The organism is Actinomyces israelii DSM 43320 (assembly GCF_000711965.1).
Classification (GTDB): Bacteria; Actinomycetota; Actinomycetes; order Actinomycetales; family Actinomycetaceae; genus Actinomyces; species Actinomyces israelii.
Genome location: NZ_JONS01000018.1, coordinates 24,130 through 46,656 on the forward strand (window position 1 = coordinate 24,130; position 22,527 = coordinate 46,656).

A 22,527-nucleotide genomic window follows, 5' to 3' on the forward strand; every position below is an offset into this window, starting at 1 on the left:
GGCGGCCGGGCCGGGCATGCTGACCCGATGAGCCAGACGAGCACGTCGCACCCCGTCTCCAAGGACCGCCGGGGCCTGTCGGCCGCCGAGGTCGCCGAGCGCGTGCGGGAGGGGCGCACCAACGCCTACAGGGTGCGCACATCCCGCTCCGTGACCGCGATCCTGCGCGCCAACGTCTTCACCATGTTCAACGCCATCCTGGCCACCGCGCTCGTCGTGGTGCTCGCAGTGGGGCACTGGGCCGACGCCCTGTTCGGCATCGTCCTGATCCTCAACACCGCCACGGGCACTGTGGCCGAGGTGCGCGCCAAGCGCGCGCTCGACCGCCTCGCCTTCCTGGAGGCCCCGACCGCCTGCGCCGTGCGCGACGGGCGCGAGGTCGAGCTCGACGTGGCCGACGTCGTCCTGGACGACGTGCTGCGTCTGCGCAGCGGGGAGCAGGTGCCGGCCGATGCCGCCGTCCTGACGGCGGACGGCCTGGAGGTCGACGAGTCCATCCTCACCGGCGAGTCCGACCCCGTCCGGCCCCGTGCCGGGGACCGGGTGCTGTCCGGGACCACCGTGACCGCCGGCACCGCCCTGGTGCGGGCGACCGCCGTGGGCGCCGACGCCTACGCCAACCGGCTGGCGCGCGAGGCCCGCCGCTACTCGGTGGTGACCTCCGAGCTCCAGGTGGGCACCAACCGGGTCCTGCGGTGGATCTCCTGGGTGATCGTGCCCGTGGCGCTGCTGCTGCTCTGGTCGCAGATGCGCGGCACGGCCATCAGCGCCGCCGGCGCGCCCACGGGCCAGTGGCGAACCGCCCTGGTGGCCGCCGTCGCCGGAGTGGTCGGCATGGTGCCCCAGGGGCTCGTCCTGCTCACCAGCGTCAACTTCGCCACCGCCTCCCTGACCCTGGCCCGCCGCCGGGTGCTCGTCCAGGAGCTGCCCGCCGTCGAGGTCCTCGCGCGTGTCGACACCCTCTGTCTGGACAAGACCGGTACGCTCACCACCGGCCGGATCGCCTTGACGGACGTGCTGGCCGACGACGGCGCGGGCGGGCTGGCCGACGCCACCGTCGTGCTTCGCGAGCCGCTGCTGGCCCTGACCGCCGTCGCCGACCCCAACGCCACCGCCAAGGCGGTGCTCGAGGGGCTCGCCCGGCGGAGCGCGGAGACGCCCGCCGACGGGGACACCCCGCCCGGCGCCGGGCAGGTCACCTCCCGCGTCCAGGGCGCCATCGCCTTCTCCTCGCGGCGCAAGTGGTCAGCGGCCGTGCTGGACGGGCAGACCTGGCTCATGGGCGCCCCCGAGATCGTCCTGACCGGGGCCGACGGCGGGCCGGAGCTGCTCGCCCACGTCCAGGACCTGAGCACCGGCGGCGTGCGCGTTGTCGCCCTCGCCAGCGCGCAGCGGCCCTGCACCCGGGGCGACGACGGCGAGGCCCGGCTGCCCGAGACCAGGCGGGCGGCCGGGCTGGTGATGCTCTCCGAGCAGATCCGCCCCGACGCCGCACAGACCCTGGACTACTTCCGTGCCCAGGGCGTCGACGTCAAGATCATCAGCGGCGACAACCCTACGACCGTGGCCGCGGTCGCCGCCAAGGCCGGGGTCGCCGCCCCCGACGGCGGCGCGCCGGCGGCCCTCGACGCCCGAGAGCTTCCCGCCGAGGCCGCCGGCCCGGCGGCGCTGGATGAGCTCGCCGAGGCGGCCGAGGGGGCGCAGGTGCTCGGCCGCGTGGTCCCGGAGCAGAAGCGCGCCCTCGTCCAGGCGCTGCAAAGCCGCGGGCGCACCGTGGCCATGACCGGCGACGGCGTCAACGACTCCCTCGCCCTGAAGGACGCCGACCTGGGCATCGCCATGGGCAACGGCGCCCCCGCCACCAAGGCAGTCGCCCGCATGGTCCTGCTGTCCGGCGAGTTCTCCGCGCTTCCCGGCGTCGTCGCCGAGGGCCGCCGGGTCATGGCCAACACCGAGCGGATCGCCTCGCTGTTCCTGGCCAAGACGGTCTACGCCTCGCTCATCGCCGTCGTCGTGGCCATCACGGCGATCGGCTACCCGTTCCTGCCCCGCCAGCTGACCATCGTGTCCTCCCTGACCATCGGCCTGCCCGCCTTCGTGCTGGCCCTGGCCCCCAACAGCCGGCGCTACCGGTCCGGCTTCCTGCGCCGGGTGCTCACCCTGGCCGTCCCGGCCGGCGTCATCGCCGGGGCCGCGACCCTTGCGGCGCGCCAGTGGCTCGCCGTCGAGCGGGCCGGGCAGGACCAGGTCACCACCGGCGCCACACTGGTCCTGGTCGTCTCGGGCCTGTCGCTTCTCACCCTGACCGCCAGGCCCCTGCTGGGCTGGCGGCTCGGCCTGGTCGTCCTCATGGCGGGAGCGGCGGTGCTGGGGGTGCTCGTGCCGGCGGTGAGGGAGTTCTTCGTCCTGGCGTGGCCGACCCCGGCCACCTGGCTGGTCATCGCGGTGGTCGGAGGGGCTGCGGTGGTCGGGATCGAGACGGTCCACCTCGTGCGCCGCCGCCTGGCGGGCTCCCGGGCTCGCGACTGACGGCGCTGTGTCCGGCGCGCTCTTGAGCGCGAGCAGCCCTGGCGCCCGCTCAGGCCAGGAGGCCGATGACGGGGTTCCACTCGCGGGGGACCCGCTCGGCGATGAAGCCGGCCCTGTTGAACGGGTCGTCGTCGAGCAGCTCCAGCGCCCCCGCCCCGTCCTCGGCGCGCACCACGATGAGCGCGTCGTGCGTGCCCACGTAGGGGCCCGCGGCGAGCAGCAGGCCCCTGTCGGCCAGGGAGCCGTTGAAGGCGCGGTGGGAGGGGCGGACCTCGGCCATCTCCTCGTCGCGGTCGGTGACGTAGCGGTACTCGACGGCGTAGATCTTGCTCATGGCCCCAGCCTACGCACAGCGCGGGCCGAGGGCGGGCGGACCGCCGGCTGGAGCGTTCCGGCAGGGCCGCCGGGCGGGCCCGCGAGGAGGGCCCGGGACGACCCGCATGAGACCGATGAGACGTGTCGAACGCGTGTACGAAGCCTCTCGGCCCCCTAGACTCGATTCCCGTGAACGACTCCCTCATCATCCGTGGCGCCCGCGAGCACAATCTCAAGGGGGTCAGTCTCGACCTTCCGCGCAACCAGATGATCGTCTTCACCGGCCTGTCCGGATCCGGGAAGTCCTCGCTGGCCTTCGACACGATCTTCGCCGAGGGCCAGCGCCGCTACGTCGAGTCCTTGTCCTCCTACGCCCGCCAGTTCCTCGGCCAGATGGACAAGCCCGACGTCGACTTCATCGAGGGCCTGTCGCCCGCGGTCTCCATCGACCAGAAGTCCACCTCCCGCAACCCCCGCTCGACGGTGGGCACCGTCACCGAGGTCTACGACTACCTGCGTCTGCTCTACGCCCGCGCCGGCGTCCAGCACTGCCCCGTGTGCGACGCCGTCGTCGCCTCCCAGACGCCCCAGCAGATCGTCGACCAGGTCCGCTCCATGGACGAGGGCACCCGCTTCCAGGTCCTGGCCCCGGTGGTGCGCGGACGCAAGGGGGAGTACTCCGAGCTGCTCGCCGAGCTGCAGGGGCGCGGCTTCTCCCGCGTGCGCGTCGACGGCGAGACCCACCGGCTGGGCGAGGTGCCCGAGCTCAGCAAGAGGCTCAAGCACGACATCGAGGTCGTCGTCGACCGGCTCGTCGTGCGCGAGGGCATGCGCCAGCGCCTGACCGACTCCATCGAGACCGCCCTGGGCCTGGCCGATGGGCTGGTACTCATCGACCTGGTCGATCTCGAGGCGGACGACCCGGCGCGGCTGCGCCGCTTCTCAGAGAAGCGCGCCTGCCCCAACGAGCACCCCCTCCAGCTCGACGAGATGGAGCCTCGCACCTTCTCCTTCAACGCCCCCTACGGCGCCTGCCCGGTGTGCACGGGCATCGGCTCCCGGCTGGAGGTCGACCCCGAGCTCGTCGTCCCCGACGAGGAGCTCACCCTGGCCGAGGGTGCCATCGCCCCGTGGGCCGGCCACCAGAAGTACTTCACCCGCCAGCTCAAGGCCCTGGGCGAGGAGCTGTCCTTCGACGTCAACACCCCTTGGCGGGCCCTGCCCCGGCGCGCCAGGGACGCCATCCTGCGCGGCAAGGACTACGAGGTCCAGGTCAGGTATCGCAACCGGTGGGGGCGCGAGCGCATCTACTCCACCGGCTTCGAGGGCGTGCTCGACTACGTCATGCGCAAGCACGACGAGACCGAGTCCGAGTGGTCCAAGGAGCGCTACCAGGGGTACATGCGCGAGGTGCCCTGCCCGGCCTGCCACGGCTCCCGTCTCAAGCCCGAGGTGCTGGCGGTGCGAGTGGGGGGCCGCTCGATCGCCCAGCTGTGCGACCTGCCCGTCGGGGAGGCGCGCGACGCCCTGCGGGACCTGGAGCTGACCGGGCAGGCGGCGAGGATCGCCGGCAGCGTCCTGGCGGAGATCAACGCCCGCCTCGGCTTCCTGGTGGACGTCGGCCTGGACTACCTGAGCCTGTCGCGCGGCGCCGCCACGCTGTCGGGCGGCGAGGCCCAGCGCATCCGCCTGGCCACCCAGATCGGCTCCGGCCTGGTCGGCGTCCTCTACGTCCTGGACGAGCCGAGCATCGGGCTGCACCAGCGCGACAACGCCCGCCTCATCGAGACCCTGGAGCGCCTGCGCGACCTGGGCAACACCCTCATCGTCGTCGAGCACGACGAGGACACCATCCGCTCCGCCGACTGGGTGGTGGACATCGGCCCCGGCGCGGGGGAGAGGGGCGGCGAGATCGTCTACTCCGGGGCCGTGGGCGGCCTGTCCGACGCGCCCGGCTCGGTCACCGGCGACTACCTGGCCGGGCGCCGCGCCATCCAGGTCCCCGCCACCCGCCGCAAGCCGGTCAGGGGCCGCGAGCTGACCGTCGTCGGAGCCCACGAGAACAACCTCAAGGACATTACCGCCACCATCCCGCTCGGGGTGTTCACCGCCGTCACCGGAGTCTCCGGCTCGGGCAAGTCCTCCCTGATCAACTCCATCCTCTACCAGGTGCTCGCCAACCGGCTCAACGGCGCCCGCGGCGTGCCCGGACGCCACAAGACGGTGCGCGGCCTGGACAACCTCGACAAGGTCGTCCACGTCGACCAGTCGCCCATCGGCCGCACGCCGCGCTCCAACCCCGCGACTTACACGGGCGTGTGGGACCACATCCGCAAGATCTTCGCCGCGGTCCCCGAGTCCAAGGTCCGCGGCTACACCCCCGGCCGCTTCTCCTTCAACGTCAAGGGCGGGCGCTGCGAGGCCTGCAAGGGCGACGGCACCCTGAAGATCGAGATGAACTTCCTGCCCGACGTCTACGTCCCCTGCGAGGTCTGCCACGGGGCGCGCTACAACCGGGAGACCCTGGAGGTCCGCTACAAGGACAGGACCGTGGCCGACGTGCTGGACATGACCATCCGCCAGGCCGCTGACTTCTTCGCCGCCACCCCGATCATCGCCCGCCACCTCAACACCCTGGTGGAGGTCGGCCTGGGCTACGTGCGCCTCGGCCAGGCCGCCACCACCCTGTCGGGCGGGGAGGCGCAGCGCGTCAAGCTCGCCACCGAGCTCCAGCGCCGCTCCACCGGGCGGACCATCTACGTGCTGGACGAGCCGACCACCGGCCTGCACTTCGAGGACATCCGCAAGCTGCTGGCAGTGCTCCAGGGGCTGGTCGCCAAGGGCAACTCGGTGGTCGTCATCGAGCACAACCTCGACGTCATCGCCAACGCCGACTGGGTCATCGACATGGGGCCGGAGGGGGGCAAGGGCGGCGGCACCATCGTCGCCACGGGCACGCCCGAGAAGATCGCCCGGAGCGAGGCCTCCTACACCGGCCGCTTCCTGGCTTCCATGCTGGGGCGCGCCCGCGAGTGAGGGCCGGGGCGCCAGCTCTCGTGGGCCCGGCGTCCTCAGCCGCCGTCGGCGCTGTCGATGGCGCGCCGCAGTACGGCGAGCCGCTCCCGCAAGCGCTCCAGCGACCCGGTCCCCAGCCCCAGGACGATGCCCGAGGCCCGCGGACGCCGGGCCGACCAGTAGCCGGCCATGCCCTCGACCGCGAGGCCCCGCCTGCGGCACCGGGCGACGACGCGGTCCTCGTCGGCGCCGGCGGGCAGCGGGATAATGGCATGCAGCCCGCCCTCCATGGGGACGCCCTCGGGGAAGAGGTCGACGAAGGCAGCCCGCCTGGCCCGGTACTCCCTGCGCATGCGCGCGGTGTGGCGCCGCAGCCCGCCTGCCTCCATGTAGCGGGCCACAGCGTCCTGCACCAGCCCGGAGACCGGAAGGCACAGGTCGGCCACCCGCTCGCGCAGACTCGGCGGCACAATGAGGTAGCCCAGGGCCAGCGCCGGGGTGAGGGTCTTGGAGAAGGAGCCGAGCATGGCGACCCGCCCCTCGGAGTCCAGGGCGAGCAGAGGCGGGTGGGTCGAGCGCAGCTCGGAGTCGTAGTCGTCCTCGACGACGAGGGCGCCGGTGCGGGAGGCCGCCTCCAGCAGGGCGAAACGGCGCGAGGCGGGCATCTGGGTCCCGGTGGGGAACTGGTGGTTGGGCGTGACCAGGAGAATATCGGCCGGGGCGCCTGTGGGACGGGCGCTCATGCCCGCGGCGTCGGTGCCCACCGGCTGAAGCCTCCACCCCATGGCGCGGGGCACCTGCCGCAGGGAGTGGTACCCGGGATCCTCTACGGCGAGGCGGCCGGGGCGGCCGTGGGCGGCCAGGACCAGCCGCAGGCCGTCGCGTGCGCCGGAGGTGACGACGACGTCGCGCGGATCGACGCGTATGGACCGGGTCAGGCGCACGTGCTCGGCGATGAGGGCGCGCAGGCGTTCCGAGCCCAGGGGCGGGTACGCGGTAGGGCGGGCGGCCGCCGCCCGCCAGGCGCTGCGCCACAGGGCCGTCGTCAGCGGGCCCGTGGCCGGGGCCCCCGGCCGCAGGTCGCCTCGGAGAGGGGTGCTGCGCACACCGGGGCCCGGGTCCGCGGTCGGCGCGGCGGGCACCCGCAGCGAGGGGTCCACCCGGGTGCCGCCGGGGCCCGCCACGAGGAAGCCCTCGCCCGCCAGCTGCTCGTAGGCGCTGACGACGCTGCCCCGCGAGATCCCCAGCTGGCGCGCCAGGACGCGCGTGGAGGGCAGCGGGTCCCCCGGCGCAAGACGGGAGTCGGTGATGCGGCCGCGGATGTCCTCGACGATCTGGACGGGGACGGGGCGGCCGCGTTCGATCTGCACGGCTGTTGCCTCCCTCGGGCGGGCCGTGCGAGCGCCTGCCCGCGAGGTGGTCCAAAGGAACGGCCCGGAACTGGACTTCAGGGTAGTCCACCTCTCGGGGCAGCATCGCGGCCATGAACGACAACGCCAAGAGCACCGGCCCCGCACCGACCCCGTCAACCGGAACCCCGCTCGTCAAGCGCGGGTTGGCGGACATGCTCAAGGGCGGCGTCATTATGGACGTCGTCACGCCCGAGCAGGCCCGCATCGCCGAGGACGCCGGGGCCGTCGCGGTCATGGCCCTCGAGCGCGTGCCGGCCGACATCCGCGCGCAGGGCGGCGTGGCCCGCATGAGCGACCCCGACCTCATTGCCGGCATTATCGAGGCGGTCTCCATCCCCGTCATGGCCAAGGCCCGCATCGGGCACTTCGTCGAGGCCCAGGTCCTCCAGGAGCTCAAGGTCGACTTCATTGACGAGTCCGAGGTCCTCTCGCCGGCCGACTACGTCCACCACATCGACAAGCACCGCTTCACCGTCCCCTTCGTGTGCGGGGCCACCAACCTCGGCGAGGCCCTGCGACGCGTGAGCGAGGGCGCGGCCATGATCCGCTCCAAGGGAGAGGCCGGCACCGGCGACGTCTCCGAGGCCACCCGCCACATCCGCACCATCACCAAGGAGATCGCGGCGCTGCGGGGGCTGGGCGCGGACGAGCTCTACGTCGCCGCCAAGGAGCTCGGCGCTCCCTACGAGCTGGTGCGCGAGGTCGCCGAAGCCGGAGGGCTGCCCGTCGTGCTGTTCACGGCCGGCGGCGTGGCCACGCCCGCCGACGCCGCCATGATGATGCAGCTCGGCGCCGACGGCGTCTTCGTGGGCTCGGGGATCTTCAAGTCCGGGGATCCGGCCCGCCGGGCGGCCGCGATCGTGCGCGCGACCGCCTGGCACGACGACCCCGCCGCCGTCCTGGAGGCCTCACGCGGCCTGGGCGAGGCCATGGTCGGCATCAATGTGGCGGACCTGCCCGCGCCCCACCGCCTGGCGGAGCGCGGCTGGTGAGGGTCGGGATCCTCGCGCTCCAGGGAGACGTTGTCGAGCACGCCCGCCTCGTGGAGGCCCTGGGCCACGACATCGTGCCCGTGCGGCGCCCCGAGAGCCTGCGCGGCCTGGACGCCCTCATCCTGCCCGGCGGGGAGTCGACCACCCTGCTGCGGCTGGTGGACCTGATCGGGCTGCGCGAACCCCTGACCGAGGCGGCCTCGCGCCTGCCGACCCTGGGCACCTGCGCGGGACTCATCGTCCTGGCGGCCCTGGGAGTGCTCGACGTCGACGTCGAGCGCAACGCCTTCGGACCCCAGGTCGACTCCGCCAGCGCCGACCTGGAGTGGAAGGGTGCCCCGCTGACGGCGGCCTTCATCCGCGCCCCGGCCGTCACGCGCGTGGGTGCGGGGGTGAGCGTGTGCTCGACCTACGCCGACCCCGCCCGCCCGAGCCGCCCCCCGCGCGTCGTCGGGGTGGAGGCCGGCTCCGTCATGGCCGTCTCCTACCACCCCGAGCTGACGGGGGACGCGACCCTGCACCGGCTCCTGCTCGCCTGAGCGCGTCCGGGCGGGGCGCCGGCCCCTACCGCGGCGGCTGGAACCGGCTGTCATCGGCACGGCCGGTACCACCGGCGGGTCCGGTGGGCCCGCCGGCGTGCCCGTACTCGGCCGCGGCCGGCCGGCCCGTCTGGGGTGCGATGCCGTAGGACCCCGGTGACACGGAAGGGGGCGCGGCAGGACCCCCGGCAGGAGGCGCTGGCCGCGCAGGTGGCGCGCTCCCGTTCCCGTCGGCGGCAATGCGGTTGTAGGCCAGTGACAGGCCGAAACAGACGAGGCCGGCGGCTCCCAGGGCGATAATGCGGGTGACGGAGCTCTGGTCGCCGATGTCCATGACCGCCAGCTTGAGCACCGAGACGAGCACCAGCACGAGGCCGTAGTGGCGCAGCATCGTGGCCCGCAGCCGGAAGCCGGCGGCGATGCACGCCGCGCCGGTCGCCAGCAGCACGACCGTCAGGATGATGCCCGACATGCGCTCGCCCGCGAGAACCCGGATGGACCACCACACCAGGACCGACATGAGCCCTGCCGTGGCCAGCGCCTCGGCGGGGCGGCGCAGCCACGGCCACAGCAACCAGGCCGCCGTCGTCCCGGCGCCCAGGGCAACGGCAACCAGCAGCAACTGCCATATGAGAGCACTGACCGTCATTGCGCAGAGGAGCTGGACCAGTCCCATGACGGCCAGAGCGAGGTAGCCGCCCCACAGAGGCGCCGGAGGCGTGGGAGCCGTCGGCGTCGTCCCGTCGACGCCTGCGCGCTGACCGGCCAGGGCGGCGGTCAGCAGCGCGGTGGGAGTGGGCGCGGACCAGACCAGGCCCAGACGCACCAGGGCAATGGCGATCACACCCCCAGCGAGCGCGCTGACCGCCGTCGTCGTCTCTGAGGACGGCATGGCCTGGAAGAGGAGCACGGGGAGAAGGACAACCAGGTCGGCCGCCAGGAGCCACGACGCGGAGGCCAGGTTGTCGCGCCGCGCGGTCATGCTTCCGGTACCGGCCTCATGCGGCGGTCCGCTGTCGGGGAGCGCCCGGGGCGCCCGGCCGAGCACCTGCTCGAGCACAGCCGTTCCTGCCGGGACGAGAACGAACCCGGCCAGGGCGCAGACGCGGCTGACGGTGTCGGTCTGCAGCGCGCCCGCCAGCACCGCGGCGCCGGAGGCCGCCATGACGGGAACGGCGGTGGGCTGGCCCTGGCGCGCGTAGAGCGCCAGGGCCGCCGCGAGCATGATGACGACGACGGGGAAGAAACGGATCTGCGTGAAGCATGAGGCGAGCCCCACGACGACGGCGATGGCCAGGTGCACCGACGTCACCTGCGCGCGCCACGCCTGCGGGGTCCTCACTGTCAGGAGAAGGACACTGGCGACGGCCACCAGCAGGGGCACGCCCAGGGCTCCGGCGTCGAGCAGGACGCGGTGCTCGGCGCCGCCCGGGGCGGAGAGCCCCGAGCCCCCGTGGAGGAGGCTCTGAAGGCCCACGAGCCGGAGCTGCGCGCTCACCGCGACCAGTCCCACCAGGGCCCAGTCGATGCCCGCGACCCACTGCCATCCCGCGCGGTAGATCCGAGGACCGGCATCGAGGACCTGTGCGCCCAGGAGTGCGGCGGGGAACAGCATGAGCAGGGCGCACAGGGACTCGTTCTCCGCGGCCAGCGTGCGGGCCGGAGTGAGCAGGAGCGCGGCGATGGCGGCGGGGACCGCGGTGGCGGGGAACCAGGGGGCCAGCCGCATGGACGTCGAGGAGCGCGCCAGGTAGGCGGTGATGGCGGCGAGGGCGAGGACGTCCAGGCACACGAGCGGCCAGATGAGCGAGGCCGTGTCCGGGTGGGCGCCCGCGTGCCACGCCGCGAAGCCGATGGTCACCAGCGTGCCCAGGCCCGAGACGACCGCCGTGAAGATCTGGCTCGTCGCCCTGGCGGTGATCAGGAGGACGATGCTCCAGAGGGTCATGAGCCCGAAGGCCGCGAAGACCGGCAGGCCCGTCTCCAGCAGGACGGCGCCGATGACCGCGACGAAACCGAGCGCCCCGCCGGTGCCGGTCAGGGTCGCGGCGGCGACCTGCAGGCGTTTGCTGCGTCGTGCCACAGCGGTGCCCGAGACGACCAGGCCAGCCGCGGCCGCCATGAGGAAGCCGACCTTGATCGTGTCGGGGATGGAGCTCCAGACCAGCGCGATGAGGCTGACGGCCGCCAGCACCACCAGGATCGCGGCGGCGCCGGACAGCAGGTAGCGGCCGATATTGCCCTCCGAACGCGCGCGGTCCCAGCCGGTGGAGGGGGCGATCGGGGACGGCGGCCGCTGGGCCCCGGCGGACGGGGGCCCGTACACACCGGACACCGCCGTTGCCGCGGCAGCAGCGGGTTGAGGCCGGGGCGCGTGGGCCGGATGCTGCGCAGCCGGCGGCACGGCGGCGGGCCGGGGGACATCGGCAGGACGGGGGACGGCGGGGCCCTGCGCCGCGGGAGGCTCTGCGATCGCCGACGCCGGTTCGGGTGTCGCGGGCCCGTGGCGCTCCGCGGCGGTCTCCGGCGCGGGCTTCTTCGGCCGCTCCGGCTGCACGGGCGCGGTAGTCTCAGAGCGCGCACAGGACCGGGCCGCGGGCTCGGGTGCCGCCGCAGAGCGCTCGGGGGCGGTCACGCGTTGCGCGATCCAGTCGATCTTGCGCTCCATGAGGTCGAGCCTGAGCAGGATCTCCCGGAGCTCGCCGCCGAACGGGGGCTGGACGCCGGGATAGTAGGGCGCTGACATGATTGCCTCCAGATAAGAGGTGTGACTCATTGAGGGTAGAAGATGGGTTGCACCGGAGAAAAGGGAAGTGCAGCCCTGTGGATAACTCGTCTCCCGGGCGGCGTGAACCGAGGGGAGAGGCGCTGCGGCGGATGGTGCGCAGATGCGCAGGCGACCCGTTAGGCTCGCGCCATGAGCGAGAACGGACTCACTGCCGCCCAGCGCAAGATGCGCGACGCCGGCGTCGCGCAGCAGGCCATCGACGTCTTCAGCCACTACTACCGGGCCCTGGAGGACGGCGCCACCGGTCTGATCCCCGAGGAGACCATCGAGTCTCTGACGCATATCGACTCCATCGAGGACGTTGAGATCAGCGAGGCCGGTGCCCGCGAGGCGCTGTCGCGCACCGTGATGATCAAGCTCAACGGGGGCCTGGGCACGTCCATGGGCATGGACAGGGCCAAGTCGCTGCTGCCCGTGCGCGACGGCAAGTCCTTCCTCGACATCCTGGTCGACCAGGTGATGGCGGCGCGCCGGACCCACGGCGTCTCCCTGCCGCTGATCTTCATGGACTCCTTCCGCACCCGGGACGACACGCTCGCGGCCCTCGCCGAGCACCCCGGCGTCGCGGTCGACGGGATTCCCCTGGACTTCCTGCAGAACCGGGAGCCCAAGCTTCGTGCCGACGACCTCACCCCCGTGACGTGGGAGGCGGATCCCGACCTCGAGTGGTGCCCGCCCGGGCACGGCGACATCTACACCGCCCTGGTCGCCTCCGGCGTCCTCGATACGCTGCTGGAGCACGGTTACAGGTACGCCATGACCTCCAACTCCGACAACCTGGGTGCCGCGCCGAGCGCCCGCATCGCCGGCTGGTTCGCGGCCTCCGGCGCACCGTACGCCCCCGAGATGTGCCGGCGCACGCCCGCCGACGTCAAGGGCGGGCACCTGGCGGTGCGCAAGAGCGATGGCCGGATCATTCTGCGCGACACCGCGCAGACGCCGGCTGACGAGATGCACTTCTTCACCGACCAGTACCGCCACCCCTTCTTCCACACCAACAACCTCTGGTTCGACCTGCGGGTCCTGCGCGACACGCTCACCGAGCGCAAGGGGATCCTCGGCCTGCCGCTGATCAGGAACGCCAAGACGGTCGATCCGGCCGACTCCTCCTCGACGCCGGTCATCCAGCTCGAGACCGCGATGGGCGCCGCCGTCGAGGCCTTCGAGGGCGCCACCGCCGTCGAGGTGCCGCGCAGCCGCTTCCTGCCGGTCAAGACGACCAACGACCTGCTTCTGCTGCGCTCAGACGTCTACGAGGTCGATGAGGACGGCCTGCTCCGGATGGTTGCCGAGCGGGCCTGCACCGTGAGTCTCGATCCGCGCTACTACAAGAAGATCAAGGACTTCGACGCACGCTTCCCGGCGGGGGCGCCGTCGCTGCGGGGCGCCGAGCGCTTCACGGTGGAGGGGGACTGGACCTTCGGGGCCGGCGTCGTCGCCACTGGTGACGCCCATGTTGCCCAGGCCGGTTCGCCGGGGGAGGTGGCCCCCGGCACCCGGCTCTGACCTCCGTCCCAATGCGCCAACCGGTGCGCCGGGGCCCGGACCATGCCGGTCCGGGCCCCGCTCCGTGTGCGCTCGAGCGCCTCCGCCCTGTCGCAGGGCGAATACTTCGGTCACCGCGCCGTCCTTGATCTGAGCCCGGCGCAGGTCGAGCTCGGGCCGCTGAAGACTGCCGTTGCCCTTCTGCGCGTCTTGAGCGGCTATGGCTGGAATTAAACAAGATGGTATTCTGGAGCGGCTGCTGCGGGACTCCTGGTTGGCGTCTGCGGAGGATCTCGCACGAGGACTGCCTCGTGCAGGTCGACATGATGGACAAGGAGCGGGGCGTCCTCGTCAGGTGGAGGAGGCGTTCGGACATCCTGCAGGCTTGTGAGGATTGAGGTGGAGGCGGTTGTGTGCGCTGCCCGTGGCGTCGGCCTGGATATTAATTGCGGAGGTGGTCGGGCGGGCCGGGGGAGGCGGTGCGTGAGTGGCTGTCGCGGTGGCGGAAGGGCCAGGCTGGGCCCTCGTGGTAACCGGTCACGCCGTGGGCGAGAGCGCGGCGAGGCTCAAGCGGGCGCAGAAGGGAGGAGGTGGAGGAGGTTCCTGGTGAGCCGCCATCGAAGCTGCTCTCGGGGACGGGTGCCGGGGCCGTGCTCTGGGGCGCCCGCGGCTCCTTGAGGATGTCGCGTCCGATCAGGTTCGGCGTCGGGTACAGGTCCGGCTCCTCCTGACCTGCTGCTCATGCGCCCTGTCGGGCATGAGCCTCAGGCTCCCCGACCCGTCCGGGGGGCGCCGCGACAAGAGAGGGGCGCCGCCAGGCGGATGGCCGAGATCCGGCGCCAGGTCAACGATCTGCTGGAAGCGGGGTGGGAGGCCTGGCGCCGTTGAGGAGGTCCGCGCCCGCCACGAGGCCGGGACCCGACGCATGTGGCTTCCCAAGGGAAAAAGAACAAGGCTGTCCGTGGACCGGGCGAAGGCGAGCCGGTCGTTCCTCGGGGCACTGAGCCTGACGACCAGGACAATGAGGACCCACCCGATCCAGGGAGACCAGGACGCCGAGCAGACCCGCCCTCATGACGGGTCGCCTGGCGCGCGAGACCGACGAGGGACAAGGAGGACCGCGGCCGTCCTGGACAACGCCAGGCTCCACCACGCCAAGGCCCTGACCGACCTATACGCCCCCGGCCAGGAGCCAGGACGCATCACGCCCATCTACATGCCCGCCCTGCGCCCCCGATACCGGGTCCCACCAAGCACGTACGGGACACCGCCAGAGCCAGCACCGCCAGCCCCAGCCCGCTCGCCCCGGAGAACACCCTCGCGCCCCTCACCGCCTACACCACCAACCACACCCTCGACCACGACGTCGAGCACCCCCAATCACACCACCACACACCGACCTTGTTTAACTCCAGCCATACCTGGAAGGATCTTGGCCCGATAGAGAACTGGCGCTGCTTTCACGCCGTCGTCCCGGACTATTTCGGCCGGACCTCCCTTCAAAGCGGATCCGCGGCCGCTGTTCGTGCTCTCGGCAGGAGTGCGGCCCGCAGCGCCTCATCCTCAGCCGAGCTGCTCGGCTACTCCAGCGAGCAGCAGGGCGTGCGTCGCGGCATCGGCGGCGCAGACGAGACCGTCGTGACAAAGATGGAGCGGTTCGCCGCGCAGCCCGGTGAGGACGCATCCCGCGGCCCGGCAGATTCCGATTCCGCTGGAGAAGTGAACACTGGTCTGGCGCCGCCCCGGCAGGACGAGCCCGGCGCGGAGCCCGGTCGCCACCCAGGCGAGGGCGATGCCGGTGCCGACGAACCGGGGACTCAGGGTCTGGAAGGCCGAGGACCTCCAGAACCGTGCGGAGGAGAATCCCTGTTCGTCCGGGTCGACCGTTTCCATGAGGATCTCGACGATCCGCGAGGACGCGCTCGGGGCGGCGGGCTCATCATGGCCGGAGACGCGTATGAAGGCCTCTGCCCCGTTCGTCCAGGTCAACCGGTGCGGCTCCGCGACGGCTGCGGCGAGAACGTCGTCGCCCTGCGTAAGGGCCACCGAAGCGCCATAGGGCCCTTCCCCGGCGGCGTAGTTGAGAGTGCCGCACAGCGGGTCGACGAACCACACGCGCTCCGCGTCCCGGGGACCGCTGCGGCCGGACTCCTCGGCGATCACCGCGTCGTCGGGACGCTGGCTCCGCACAACGGCGAGGATGGCGTTCTCGGCCGCGGTATCCACTTCGGTGGCGAAATCGGCTCCGGACTTCCACCGTCGCCCGAGGTCGCTGCCCACCCACGAGCGATGGACCTGCGCAGCGGCCTCGGCGGCGCTGACGGCGGTCTCCGAGTCGGTCGGGCTCATGGGGTGATCGTACTGCGAGACAATCAACCGCCGCCGAGCGGCCGATAGTTGACATCGAGGATGCCGGGGCGGCCGTGGAATCGTGCGGCGTGGTGGCGGCGGGGATCGAGCCGCGCATACGCCGCCCGCGGCGCAGCCTTCGCGTGAAGACATCGCGGTGGGCGATACTGGAATCGAACCAGTGACCTCCTCGGTGTGAACGAGGCGCTCTAACCCCTGAGCCAATCGCCCGATGCGGGGGACAGGCTATCCACCGCCGACGCCGTCGGGCAAATGAGGTTCTGGTGAGGTGGATCACCGTGCTGACGTTTGCGGTCGACGGCCGTCAGGGTGTTATGGTTTTCCAGCGTCACGCGTCCCGAGGCGGGGCGGTGGAATGCACGCGGATGTGGCTCAGTTGGTAGAGCATCACCTTGCCAAGGTGAGGGTCGCGGGTTCGAGTCCCGTCATCCGCTCCGAGGAGCAGGGAGCCTCCCAGCCCCCAGCACCTTCACTGGTGGGTTGGCCGAGAGGCTAGGCACCGGCCTGCAAAGCCGTTTACACCGGTTCGAATCCGGTACCCACCTCGGGCGATTGGCGCAGCGGGAGCGCGCTTCCCTGACACGGAAGAGGTCACTGGTTCGATCCCAGTATCGCCCACCGCCGACCCGATGCACCGTACCCGCTCACATGCTGCGGTCTTCTTTGACCGCTCAGTTCTGTCTGCTCTCGGCGCGCAGCAGGCGCCTCTGACGCGCGCCGGTTGAGCCGTGGCGCGGCAACTGCGGCAACCGCTCTGAGGGGCATGGCCGCACCCGGTCCGATGGTGAGCGGCCCGGTGTCCGCGCAGGTAGGCGCAGGGCGCGCGAGGCCCGCGAAACGGGACGAGGACGTACGGGGAGGTGCCGAGTCCGCGAGGGTGTCCCCTGCGAACCGCGGCGGCCCGGCTGCGCCACAGCGGAGCGGGCGCAGCCGCAAGAGCCGGAGAGTCTGGCGCAATATCTCTCACGCAACCATGAAGGCGCAGCAGATTATGCGCAATACTTGCTGTACATTGAGTCTTGCGCAGGATTCTCCCGCTGTCTAGGGTCGACCCATGCCCCGCAAGGTCGCCGACCCCGCCGTGATGAGAGCCGTCGCGCATCCGCTTCGTCTGGCGATCCTCACCGAGATGTGGGACGCCAACAGGCCGCTGCGGGCGGCCGACCTCGCTGAGATCCTCGGAGAGCCCGCCAACTCCATCAGCTACCACATCCGCAGGCTGCGGGACGCCGGATACGTCCAGGACGCCGAGGGCCCCGAGGGCAGCACGGCGCGCGACCACTGGTACACCTCGCCTCAGCGCGGGATCACGGACACCGATGAGGCGGGTGACGCCGAAGACCTGGACGACGCCTTCGGCGCCGTGCTGCGGACGCGCTTCAGCCAGGTCGCCGAGCACGTCATTAACGCCCAGGCGGCGGAGGAGGGCCCGCTGGTCCACATCGATGGCATGATCTGGATGCCGAAGGACCTGGCCCGCACCTACGCCCGGTGTCTGGCGGACCTGGCCACCGAGATGCGCCGGGCGGCCGACGCCGCCCGCGAGAGCGCCGAGCCCGGCACGCCCTTCACCCGGTACGCATTCACCACCGACCTCGTCCCCGAGACCCGCCGGGGCGCGCGCCTGGAGCTGCCGGCCGAGCAGACGCCCGAGCGCGAGGGCCGGGAGGGCGACCCGGGCGCGCCCTGAGCCCGGCCCCGCGCCAGGTGCGCCCGCCGCCGTCCCGACTCGCGGCGCGCCCGCCGTCAGCCCAGCAGGCCCAGACGCGCGAGGGCCTTCGCCAGGCCGTCGTCCTCGACGTCGTCGGTCACCAGGTCCGCGACATCCTTGACCGCCTGCGAGGCGTTGCCCATGGCCACGCCCACGCCGCAGTGGCCGAGCATGTCGATGTCGACCATCGCGTCGCCGAGGGCCACCGTGTCGGCGAGCTCCGCGCCGATGCGGGCGAGCAGGAGATCGATCGCGCGGGACTTCGCGATCCCCTTGACGCCCGTGTCGCCGAAGAGCGCGGCGTGCCCCCGCCCGCCCCACGATCTGTGCGCGAGCGCGGGGAAGGCCGCACGCGCCGCCTCCAGGTCTGCGGGGCCCGAGAGCACATAGCTGATCTTGTTGACGTCGTCGCGGGCGAGGTCGGCGGTCTCCACGAGCCCGTGCAGGACCTCATCGACGCTCACCGCCCCGGCGTCGGCCCGGCCCTTGCCCGCGACATAGGCGCGCACGGCCGGCAGGGCGGCCTGACGGAACCCGGGGGAGGCGTACAGGCCGGAGTTGGCCTCGAGGTAGAAGGGCAGACCGCGCCGGGTCAGCCAGTTGACGACGGCAGCCACATCCACGGGCGCCATGCGCCGGTGGGCCACCACCTCGCCGTCGGACTCGATGTAGGAGCCGTTGGCGCCGATCATCCCGTCGAAGCCGACCTCGTCGAACCATGCGGGCATCTCGGCCTTGGAGCGGCCGGTGGCGGGGTAGACGCGGTGCCCGGCGGCGCGCGCCCGCCGCACCGCGCTGGCGGCGGAGTCGGGCAGGGCACCGGTGTAGGTGACCAGGGTGCCGTCGACGTCGATCAGGACGACCCGCCGGCGGTCCGGCGCGGCGGCGAAGGGAAGCTGAGAGCCTGCGCACACGGGACGTCTCCTTGGTCTCGGTCTCTCAGCGCTCAGGGAACCAGGACTCGAGAACGGCAAGCACACCCGCCTCGGTGTTTGCGGGTGCGCGGTGGTGCGCGGCCGCTGCGGCCTGTGGCGAGGCGTTGCCCATGGCCACGCCCACCCCCACGTGCCGCAGCATCTCCGCATCGTTGGCCGAGTCGCCGAAGGCGGCCGCCTCGTCGCGGCGCAGCCCCCAGTGGTCGAGCAGAAGATCGAGCCCGGAGGCCTTGTGACGGCCCGCGACGATCAGGTCGACCGACTCGTGCCCCGAGGTCACCGCCCTCACCGCTGCGCCCAGCGCCTCGTCCAGACGGGCGGGCAGATCCGGGTCGATCCCCCGCAGGTCCACGATCGCGAGCTTGGACACCCGGTGGGCGGCGATGCTCGCACGGTCGGGTACGAACCGGAAGCGCGTGTGGTAGCGCACCAGCAGCTGACTCAGCTCCGGGTCCTGGTCCTCGGGCAGGACGGCCCCCTCCGGCCCGGAACCGAGAACGCCGATGCCCGGGTAGTCCTCCAGGACGGACAGGGCCGCTGCGAGCGCCTCCGCGGGCATGGAGGACTCCAGGAGCCGCTGATGCCCGGCAGCGTCAAAGGCGGTGACAATGGCGCCGTTGTCCGAGACGATGCCGTCGGGCCGCAGGGCCACCCCGCCCTCCTTGCCCTCGAAGTACCCGGCGATCTGGTGCTCCTGGTTGCCGGAGGCCACCACGAAGCGCACGCCCTGCTCGCGCATGCGGGCCCGCAGCGGGGCGAAGCGGGCGCGGTCGTAGGTTCCGGGCAGGCCGGGGCCGAGGAAGGTGCCGTCCATGTCAACGGCCACCAGGCGCAGGCCTGGGGGGCGGACGCCGGTCGCGGGCGGAGGGGCGGCATGAGTGGCGCTGCTCATAACCGGCAACCTACCGGCGGACGGGCGTCCGCAACAGGGCTCTGATCCGACTCCTCTAGTCTGCCCTGTATGGCCGACCCCTCGACGTACCGCCCCGCCCCCGGCGAGATCCCCACCTCGCCCGGCGTCTACCGGTTCCTCGACGGCGAGGGCCGCGTCATCTACGTCGGCAAGGCCAAGAACCTGCGCTCCCGCCTGTCCAGCTACTTCCAGGACCCGGCCGCCCTGCACCCGCGCACCCAGACGATGGTGACCACCGCCTGCGCCGTGGAGTGGACGGTCGTGGGCACCGAGGTGGAGTCCCTGGCCCTGGAGTACTCCTGGATCAAGGAGTTCCACCCGCGCTTCAACGTCATGTACAAGGACGACAAGTCCTACCCGTACCTGGCCGTCACCATGTCCGAGACCTACCCGCGCGCCCAGGTGGTGCGCGGCGCCCGCAGGCCCGGGACCCGCTACTTCGGCCCGTTCGTGCAGGCGTGGTCCATCCGCGAGACCCTCGACCAGCTCCTGCGCGTCTTCCCCATCCGCTCCTGCTCGCCCGGAGTGTTCAGACGTGCCCGCGCCTCGGGCCGCCCCTGCCTGCTGGGCTATATCGACAAGTGCTCCGCGCCCTGTGTGGGCCGCATAGGCGAGGCCGACCACCGGGAGCTCGCCGAGGACTTCTGCTCCTTCATGGCCGGGCGCACCGGCCCCTACATGCGCGAGCTCGAGGACCGCATGCGCCTGGCCGCCAGGAACCTGGAGTTCGAGAAGGCCGCCCGTCTGCGCGACGACGCCGATGCCCTGCGCAAGGTCATCGAGCGCAACGCCGTCGTCCTGCCCGACGCCACCGACGTCGACGTCTTCGCCCTGGCCCGCGACGAGCTCACCGCCGCCGTCCAGGTCTTCCACGTGCGCGGCGGGCGCGTGCGCGGTCAGCGCGGCTGGGTCATCGACCTGGTCGAGGACGCTGCCGACGCCGAGCTTGTCGAGCGCCTTCTCCAGCAGATCTACGGCGACCTGCTCGACCCCTCCGGGGCGGGCGCGCCCGAGCGCTCGGGCCCCACGACCTCGTTGGGGGTGGGGGAGCGCGCCCCGGCTGCGCCGCTGGCGCGCTCCGGGCCCCAGGGCGCCCGGGCGCGGCGCTCCGGAGCCGCTGCGGCAACCAGCGTCGACGACGTCGCCCACGCGGCCACCACCGCCGTCCCGCGCGAGGTCCTCGTCCCCGCCGTGCCCGCCGACGCCGGTGCCGTGCGCCAGTGGCTGGCCGGTCTGCGAGGCGCGAGGGTCGACCTGCGCGTGCCGGCCCGCGGCGACAAGGCCGCCCTTATGGATACCGTACGCAAGAACGCGGAGGAGGCGCTGCGCCTGCACAAGACCCGCCGCGCTGGCGACCTCACCCAGCGCTCGGCCGCCCTGGAGGAGCTCGCCGAGGCCCTCGACCTGCCCGAGGCGCCACTGCGCATCGAGTGCTACGACATCTCCCACACCCAGGGCACCCACCAGGTCGGATCCATGGTCGTCTTCGAGGACGGCGCGCCCCGGAAGGCCGACTACCGGCGCTTCATCGTTCGTGGCCAGGACGGCGGCGGGGCGGCCGACGACACCGCCGCCATGGGCGAGGTCCTCACCCGCCGCTTCAAGCGGCTGCTGGCCGAGCAGGGCGCCGGCCCCGGGGAGGCGGGCGCCGAGTCCATTCGGGAGCTCGTCGGGGCCGACGGCGACGGCGTCCCCATCGCCTCGGGGCCCATCGACCCCGAGACCGGTCGCGCCCGACGCTTCTCCTACGCCCCCGGCCTCGTCGTCGTCGACGGCGGCCCGCCGCAGGTGGGCGCCGCCCGCGCCGTCCTGGACGAGCTCGGCATCGACGTGCCCCTGGTGGGCCTGGCAAAGCGCCTGGAGGAGGTATGGGTTCCGGGCGACGAGTTCCCCGTGGTGCTGCCGCGAACCTCCCCCGCCCTCTACCTGCTGCAGTACCTGCGCGACGAGTCGCACCGCTTCGCCATCACCCACCACCGCAAGAAGCGCTCGGCGGGCATGACTCGCTCCGTGCTCGACGACGTGCCCGGGCTCGGCCCTGCACGACAGGCCGCCCTGCTCAAGAAGTTCGGCTCCGTCAAGCGGATCCGCGCCGCCAGCGCGGAGGAGATCGCCTCGGTCAAGGGCATCGGCCCGGCCCTGGCCGCTACGATTCTCAAAAACCTCACGCCGGTCCGGGACCCCGCGGGCTCCGACGGCCGGCACGACCGGAAGGAACCCGCATGAGGCTCTCCGCGCGCAACCAGCTGCCCGGCACCGTCATCGCCATCGAGAAGGGCGCCGTCAACGGCATTGTCACCATCGAGGTGGCTCCCGGGGTCGTCATCACCTCCTCCATCACCAACGCCGCCATCGAGGAGCTCGGCCTGACCGAGGGCGCCAAGGCCGTCGCGGTCATCAAGGCCTCCTCGGTCATGGTGGGCGTGGAGGACTGAGAGGGCCGAGGAGGCTGGGCCGGCCCCGCCGGGGCCGGCTGCTCCCTGAGGCCAATAAGAAGTGACCCGTGGCACAATCAAGCCATGGTGATCCTACGGGTCTTCAATAACAACGTCGTGCTGGCCCGCGACGAGATCGGGCGCGAGGCGGTCCTCACCGGCCGCGGCCTCGGCTTCCGGCGCAGGGCCGGTCAGGAGGTGGACGCCTCGCTCGTCGCCCGCCGCTACATCCCGGCCGACAACGCCGAGTCCGTCGCCGAGGTGATCGCGGGGATCCCGCTGGAGCGCCTGGCGCTCATCGAGCGCGTCTTCCGGCGCGCGGCCCGAGAGCTGGGCGCAGGAGTGCCCTCCTCGACCATTGTCGCGGTCGTCGACCACGTCAACCAGGCCATGGAGCGAGTCCGTCGGGGGCTGGTCATGGACTACCCGCTGCGCGCGGAAGCGGCCCACCTGCACCCCGAGGAGCTGCGCCTGGCCGAGGCCATGGTGGTCGAGCTCAACGCGGCCCAGGAGGTGCAGCTGCCCGCGGGGGAGGCGGTCGCCCTGGCCCTTCACCTGTTCACCGCCGCTGTCGGGGCGCGCTCGACCCGGGAGGCCGCCCGCCAGTCGCGGCTCATCGCCCAGGTCATCGACACCCTCCAGGCCGCCTACGGCGACGACTTCGACCCCGGTTCCATCGACACCGCCCGCTTCGCGGCGCACCTGCGCTACTTCCTCGCCCGCGCCCGCAGCGGGATCCAGGTCGCCGACGGCGCAGCGTCCATCGTCGGTATCGCACTGCGCGAGGCCCGGCCGCACGCCTACCAGATCGCCCTGCGCATCAAGGACCTCCTCGAGCTGAGGCTCGGCACCGCCGTCTCCGACGACGAGACCGCTTACCTCACAATGCACGTGGCCCGCTTCGAGAACGCGGTCGCCGCGCGCTGACCGGCTCCAACGACCGCGACGACGCCTTTGAGAGACACCTCATGCCCGCGGAGGCTTGCCCGATCGCGGACCGGCTGTCGTAAACTTCTTCCGGGCCCGGAGCGGCCCACAGGATTGTGACCCGACCGGGGCAAGACCTGAGACGCTTTTCGCGCGGTGAG

Annotated in this window: 15 protein-coding genes and 4 tRNA genes; 12 read left to right on the top strand and 7 right to left on the bottom strand. The window is 72.3% G+C overall.

The genetic code is table 11. The annotated features are described in order from the left end of the window. Positions 1-27 precede the first annotated feature (27 nt). Positions 28-2,529 (top strand): HAD-IC family P-type ATPase, encoded by a 2,502-nt coding sequence (locus O145_RS07860; RefSeq protein ID WP_229118430.1) that lies wholly within the window; start codon positions 28-30, stop codon positions 2,527-2,529. Positions 2,530-2,578: 49 nt separating this feature from the next. Here the strand turns inward: O145_RS07860 and O145_RS07865 are convergent, their stop codons facing one another. After that, positions 2,579-2,863: a YciI family protein gene (locus tag O145_RS07865; RefSeq protein ID WP_043562103.1), complete on the bottom strand. Its 285-nt coding sequence runs from the start codon at positions 2,861-2,863 to the stop codon at positions 2,579-2,581. Between the two features lie 170 nt (positions 2,864-3,033). Here O145_RS07865 and uvrA point away from each other — a divergent pair, with 170 nt between their 5' ends. Further along, positions 3,034-5,880, top strand: coding sequence for an excinuclease ABC subunit UvrA (gene uvrA / locus O145_RS07870; protein WP_043562105.1), 2,847 nt, complete (start codon positions 3,034-3,036; stop codon positions 5,878-5,880). 35 nt (positions 5,881-5,915) lie between these two features. Here the strand turns inward: uvrA and pdxR are convergent, their stop codons facing one another. After that, positions 5,916-7,229, bottom strand: coding sequence for a MocR-like pyridoxine biosynthesis transcription factor PdxR (gene pdxR / locus O145_RS07875; protein ID WP_043562107.1), 1,314 nt, complete (start codon positions 7,227-7,229; stop codon positions 5,916-5,918). A 113-nt stretch (positions 7,230-7,342) separates the two neighbouring features. Here pdxR and pdxS point away from each other — a divergent pair, with 113 nt between their 5' ends. Further along, complete coding sequence (gene pdxS / locus O145_RS07880; protein ID WP_084682459.1) at positions 7,343-8,263, top strand: pyridoxal 5'-phosphate synthase lyase subunit PdxS; 921 nt, start codon at positions 7,343-7,345, stop codon at positions 8,261-8,263. Continuing rightward, positions 8,257-8,802 (top strand): pyridoxal 5'-phosphate synthase glutaminase subunit PdxT, encoded by a 546-nt coding sequence (pdxT, locus tag O145_RS07885; RefSeq protein WP_229118437.1) that lies wholly within the window; start codon positions 8,257-8,259, stop codon positions 8,800-8,802. Before pdxS ends, pdxT begins: the two co-directional genes overlap by 7 nt. Positions 8,803-8,827: 25 nt before the next feature. On the opposite strand, the gene O145_RS07890 is transcribed toward pdxT, so the two are convergent. Next, positions 8,828-11,548 (bottom strand): DUF2339 domain-containing protein, encoded by a 2,721-nt coding sequence (locus O145_RS07890; RefSeq protein ID WP_043562111.1) that lies wholly within the window; start codon positions 11,546-11,548, stop codon positions 8,828-8,830. Between the two features lie 171 nt (positions 11,549-11,719). Between O145_RS07890 and O145_RS07895 the strand changes: the two genes are divergently transcribed. Further along, on the top strand, positions 11,720-13,096 hold the full coding sequence (locus O145_RS07895) for a UTP--glucose-1-phosphate uridylyltransferase (protein ID WP_043562112.1): 1,377 nt from the start codon (positions 11,720-11,722) through the stop codon (positions 13,094-13,096). Between the two features lie 1,542 nt (positions 13,097-14,638). Here the strand turns inward: O145_RS07895 and O145_RS07900 are convergent. Further along, a complete protein-coding gene (locus tag O145_RS07900) occupies positions 14,639-15,424 on the bottom strand; it encodes an inositol monophosphatase family protein (protein ID WP_043562114.1) in 786 nt (261 codons plus the stop codon). 158 nt (positions 15,425-15,582) lie between these two features. Next, a tRNA-Val gene (locus tag O145_RS07905) sits at positions 15,583-15,655 on the bottom strand. A 151-nt stretch (positions 15,656-15,806) separates the two neighbouring features. On the opposite strand from O145_RS07905, the gene O145_RS07910 reads away from it, so the two are divergent. From O145_RS07910 to O145_RS16450, 4 genes are all read left to right on the top strand, one after another. Continuing rightward, positions 15,807-15,879: transfer RNA gene (locus O145_RS07910), tRNA-Gly, on the top strand. Between the two features lie 40 nt (positions 15,880-15,919). After that, positions 15,920-15,990: transfer RNA gene (locus O145_RS07915), tRNA-Cys, on the top strand. Position 15,991: 1 nt separating this feature from the next. Further along, positions 15,992-16,063: transfer RNA gene (locus O145_RS07920), tRNA-Val, on the top strand. 436 nt (positions 16,064-16,499) lie between these two features. Next, positions 16,500-17,135 carry a winged helix-turn-helix domain-containing protein gene (locus O145_RS16450; protein ID WP_052374838.1) on the top strand — a complete coding sequence of 212 codons (636 nt, stop codon included), beginning with the start codon at positions 16,500-16,502 and terminating at the stop codon, positions 17,133-17,135. A 56-nt stretch (positions 17,136-17,191) separates the two neighbouring features. Here O145_RS16450 and O145_RS07930 read toward each other — a convergent pair whose 3' ends face one another. Both O145_RS07930 and O145_RS07935 read right to left on the bottom strand, forming a co-directional pair. Then, the gene (locus tag O145_RS07930) at positions 17,192-18,070 is read right to left on the bottom strand and encodes a Cof-type HAD-IIB family hydrolase (RefSeq protein ID WP_052374839.1); all 879 of its coding nucleotides are present in this window, start codon (positions 18,068-18,070) and stop codon (positions 17,192-17,194) included. Between the two features lie 25 nt (positions 18,071-18,095). Next, entirely contained in the window at positions 18,096-18,983 is an 888-nt protein-coding gene (locus O145_RS07935) for an HAD-IIB family hydrolase (RefSeq protein ID WP_043562116.1), read from the bottom strand. Positions 18,984-19,052: 69 nt separating this feature from the next. Between O145_RS07935 and uvrC the strand changes: the two genes are divergently transcribed. The 3 genes from uvrC (at position 19,053) to O145_RS07950 (ending at position 22,366) form a co-directional block, all read left to right on the top strand. Next, positions 19,053-21,230: an excinuclease ABC subunit UvrC gene (gene uvrC, locus O145_RS07940; RefSeq protein WP_043562118.1), complete on the top strand. Its 2,178-nt coding sequence runs from the start codon at positions 19,053-19,055 to the stop codon at positions 21,228-21,230. Next, a complete protein-coding gene (locus O145_RS07945; RefSeq protein WP_043562120.1) occupies positions 21,227-21,439 on the top strand; it encodes a TOBE domain-containing protein in 213 nt (70 codons plus the stop codon). Before uvrC ends, O145_RS07945 begins: the two co-directional genes overlap by 4 nt. Before the next feature lie 84 nt (positions 21,440-21,523). Then, positions 21,524-22,366, top strand: a complete 843-nt coding sequence (locus O145_RS07950; protein ID WP_043562122.1) for a PRD domain-containing protein — start codon at positions 21,524-21,526, stop codon at positions 22,364-22,366. The last annotated feature ends 161 nt before the right edge of the window (positions 22,367-22,527 follow it).

Bases quoted from the DNA above. Each gene is read 5' to 3' on its own strand.
- O145_RS07860 (WP_229118430.1), top strand. From the start codon at position 28: ATGAGCCAGACGAGCACGTCGCACCCCGTCTCCAAGGACCGCCGGGGC.
- O145_RS07865 (WP_043562103.1), bottom strand. From the start codon at position 2,863: ATGAGCAAGATCTACGCCGTCGAGTACCGCTACGTCACCGACCGCGAC.
- pdxS (WP_084682459.1), top strand. From the start codon at position 7,343: ATGAACGACAACGCCAAGAGCACCGGCCCCGCACCGACCCCGTCAACC.
- O145_RS07890 (WP_043562111.1), bottom strand. From the start codon at position 11,548: ATGTCAGCGCCCTACTATCCCGGCGTCCAGCCCCCGTTCGGCGGCGAG.
- O145_RS07895 (WP_043562112.1), top strand. From the start codon at position 11,720: ATGAGCGAGAACGGACTCACTGCCGCCCAGCGCAAGATGCGCGACGCC.
- O145_RS07900 (WP_043562114.1), bottom strand. From the start codon at position 15,424: ATGAGCCCGACCGACTCGGAGACCGCCGTCAGCGCCGCCGAGGCCGCT.
- O145_RS16450 (WP_052374838.1), top strand. From the start codon at position 16,500: ATGCCCCGCAAGGTCGCCGACCCCGCCGTGATGAGAGCCGTCGCGCAT.
- O145_RS07935 (WP_043562116.1), bottom strand. From the start codon at position 18,983: ATGAGCAGCGCCACTCATGCCGCCCCTCCGCCCGCGACCGGCGTCCGC.
- uvrC (WP_043562118.1), top strand. From the start codon at position 19,053: ATGGCCGACCCCTCGACGTACCGCCCCGCCCCCGGCGAGATCCCCACC.
- O145_RS07945 (WP_043562120.1), top strand. From the start codon at position 21,227: ATGAGGCTCTCCGCGCGCAACCAGCTGCCCGGCACCGTCATCGCCATC.
- O145_RS07950 (WP_043562122.1), top strand. From the start codon at position 21,524: ATGGTGATCCTACGGGTCTTCAATAACAACGTCGTGCTGGCCCGCGAC.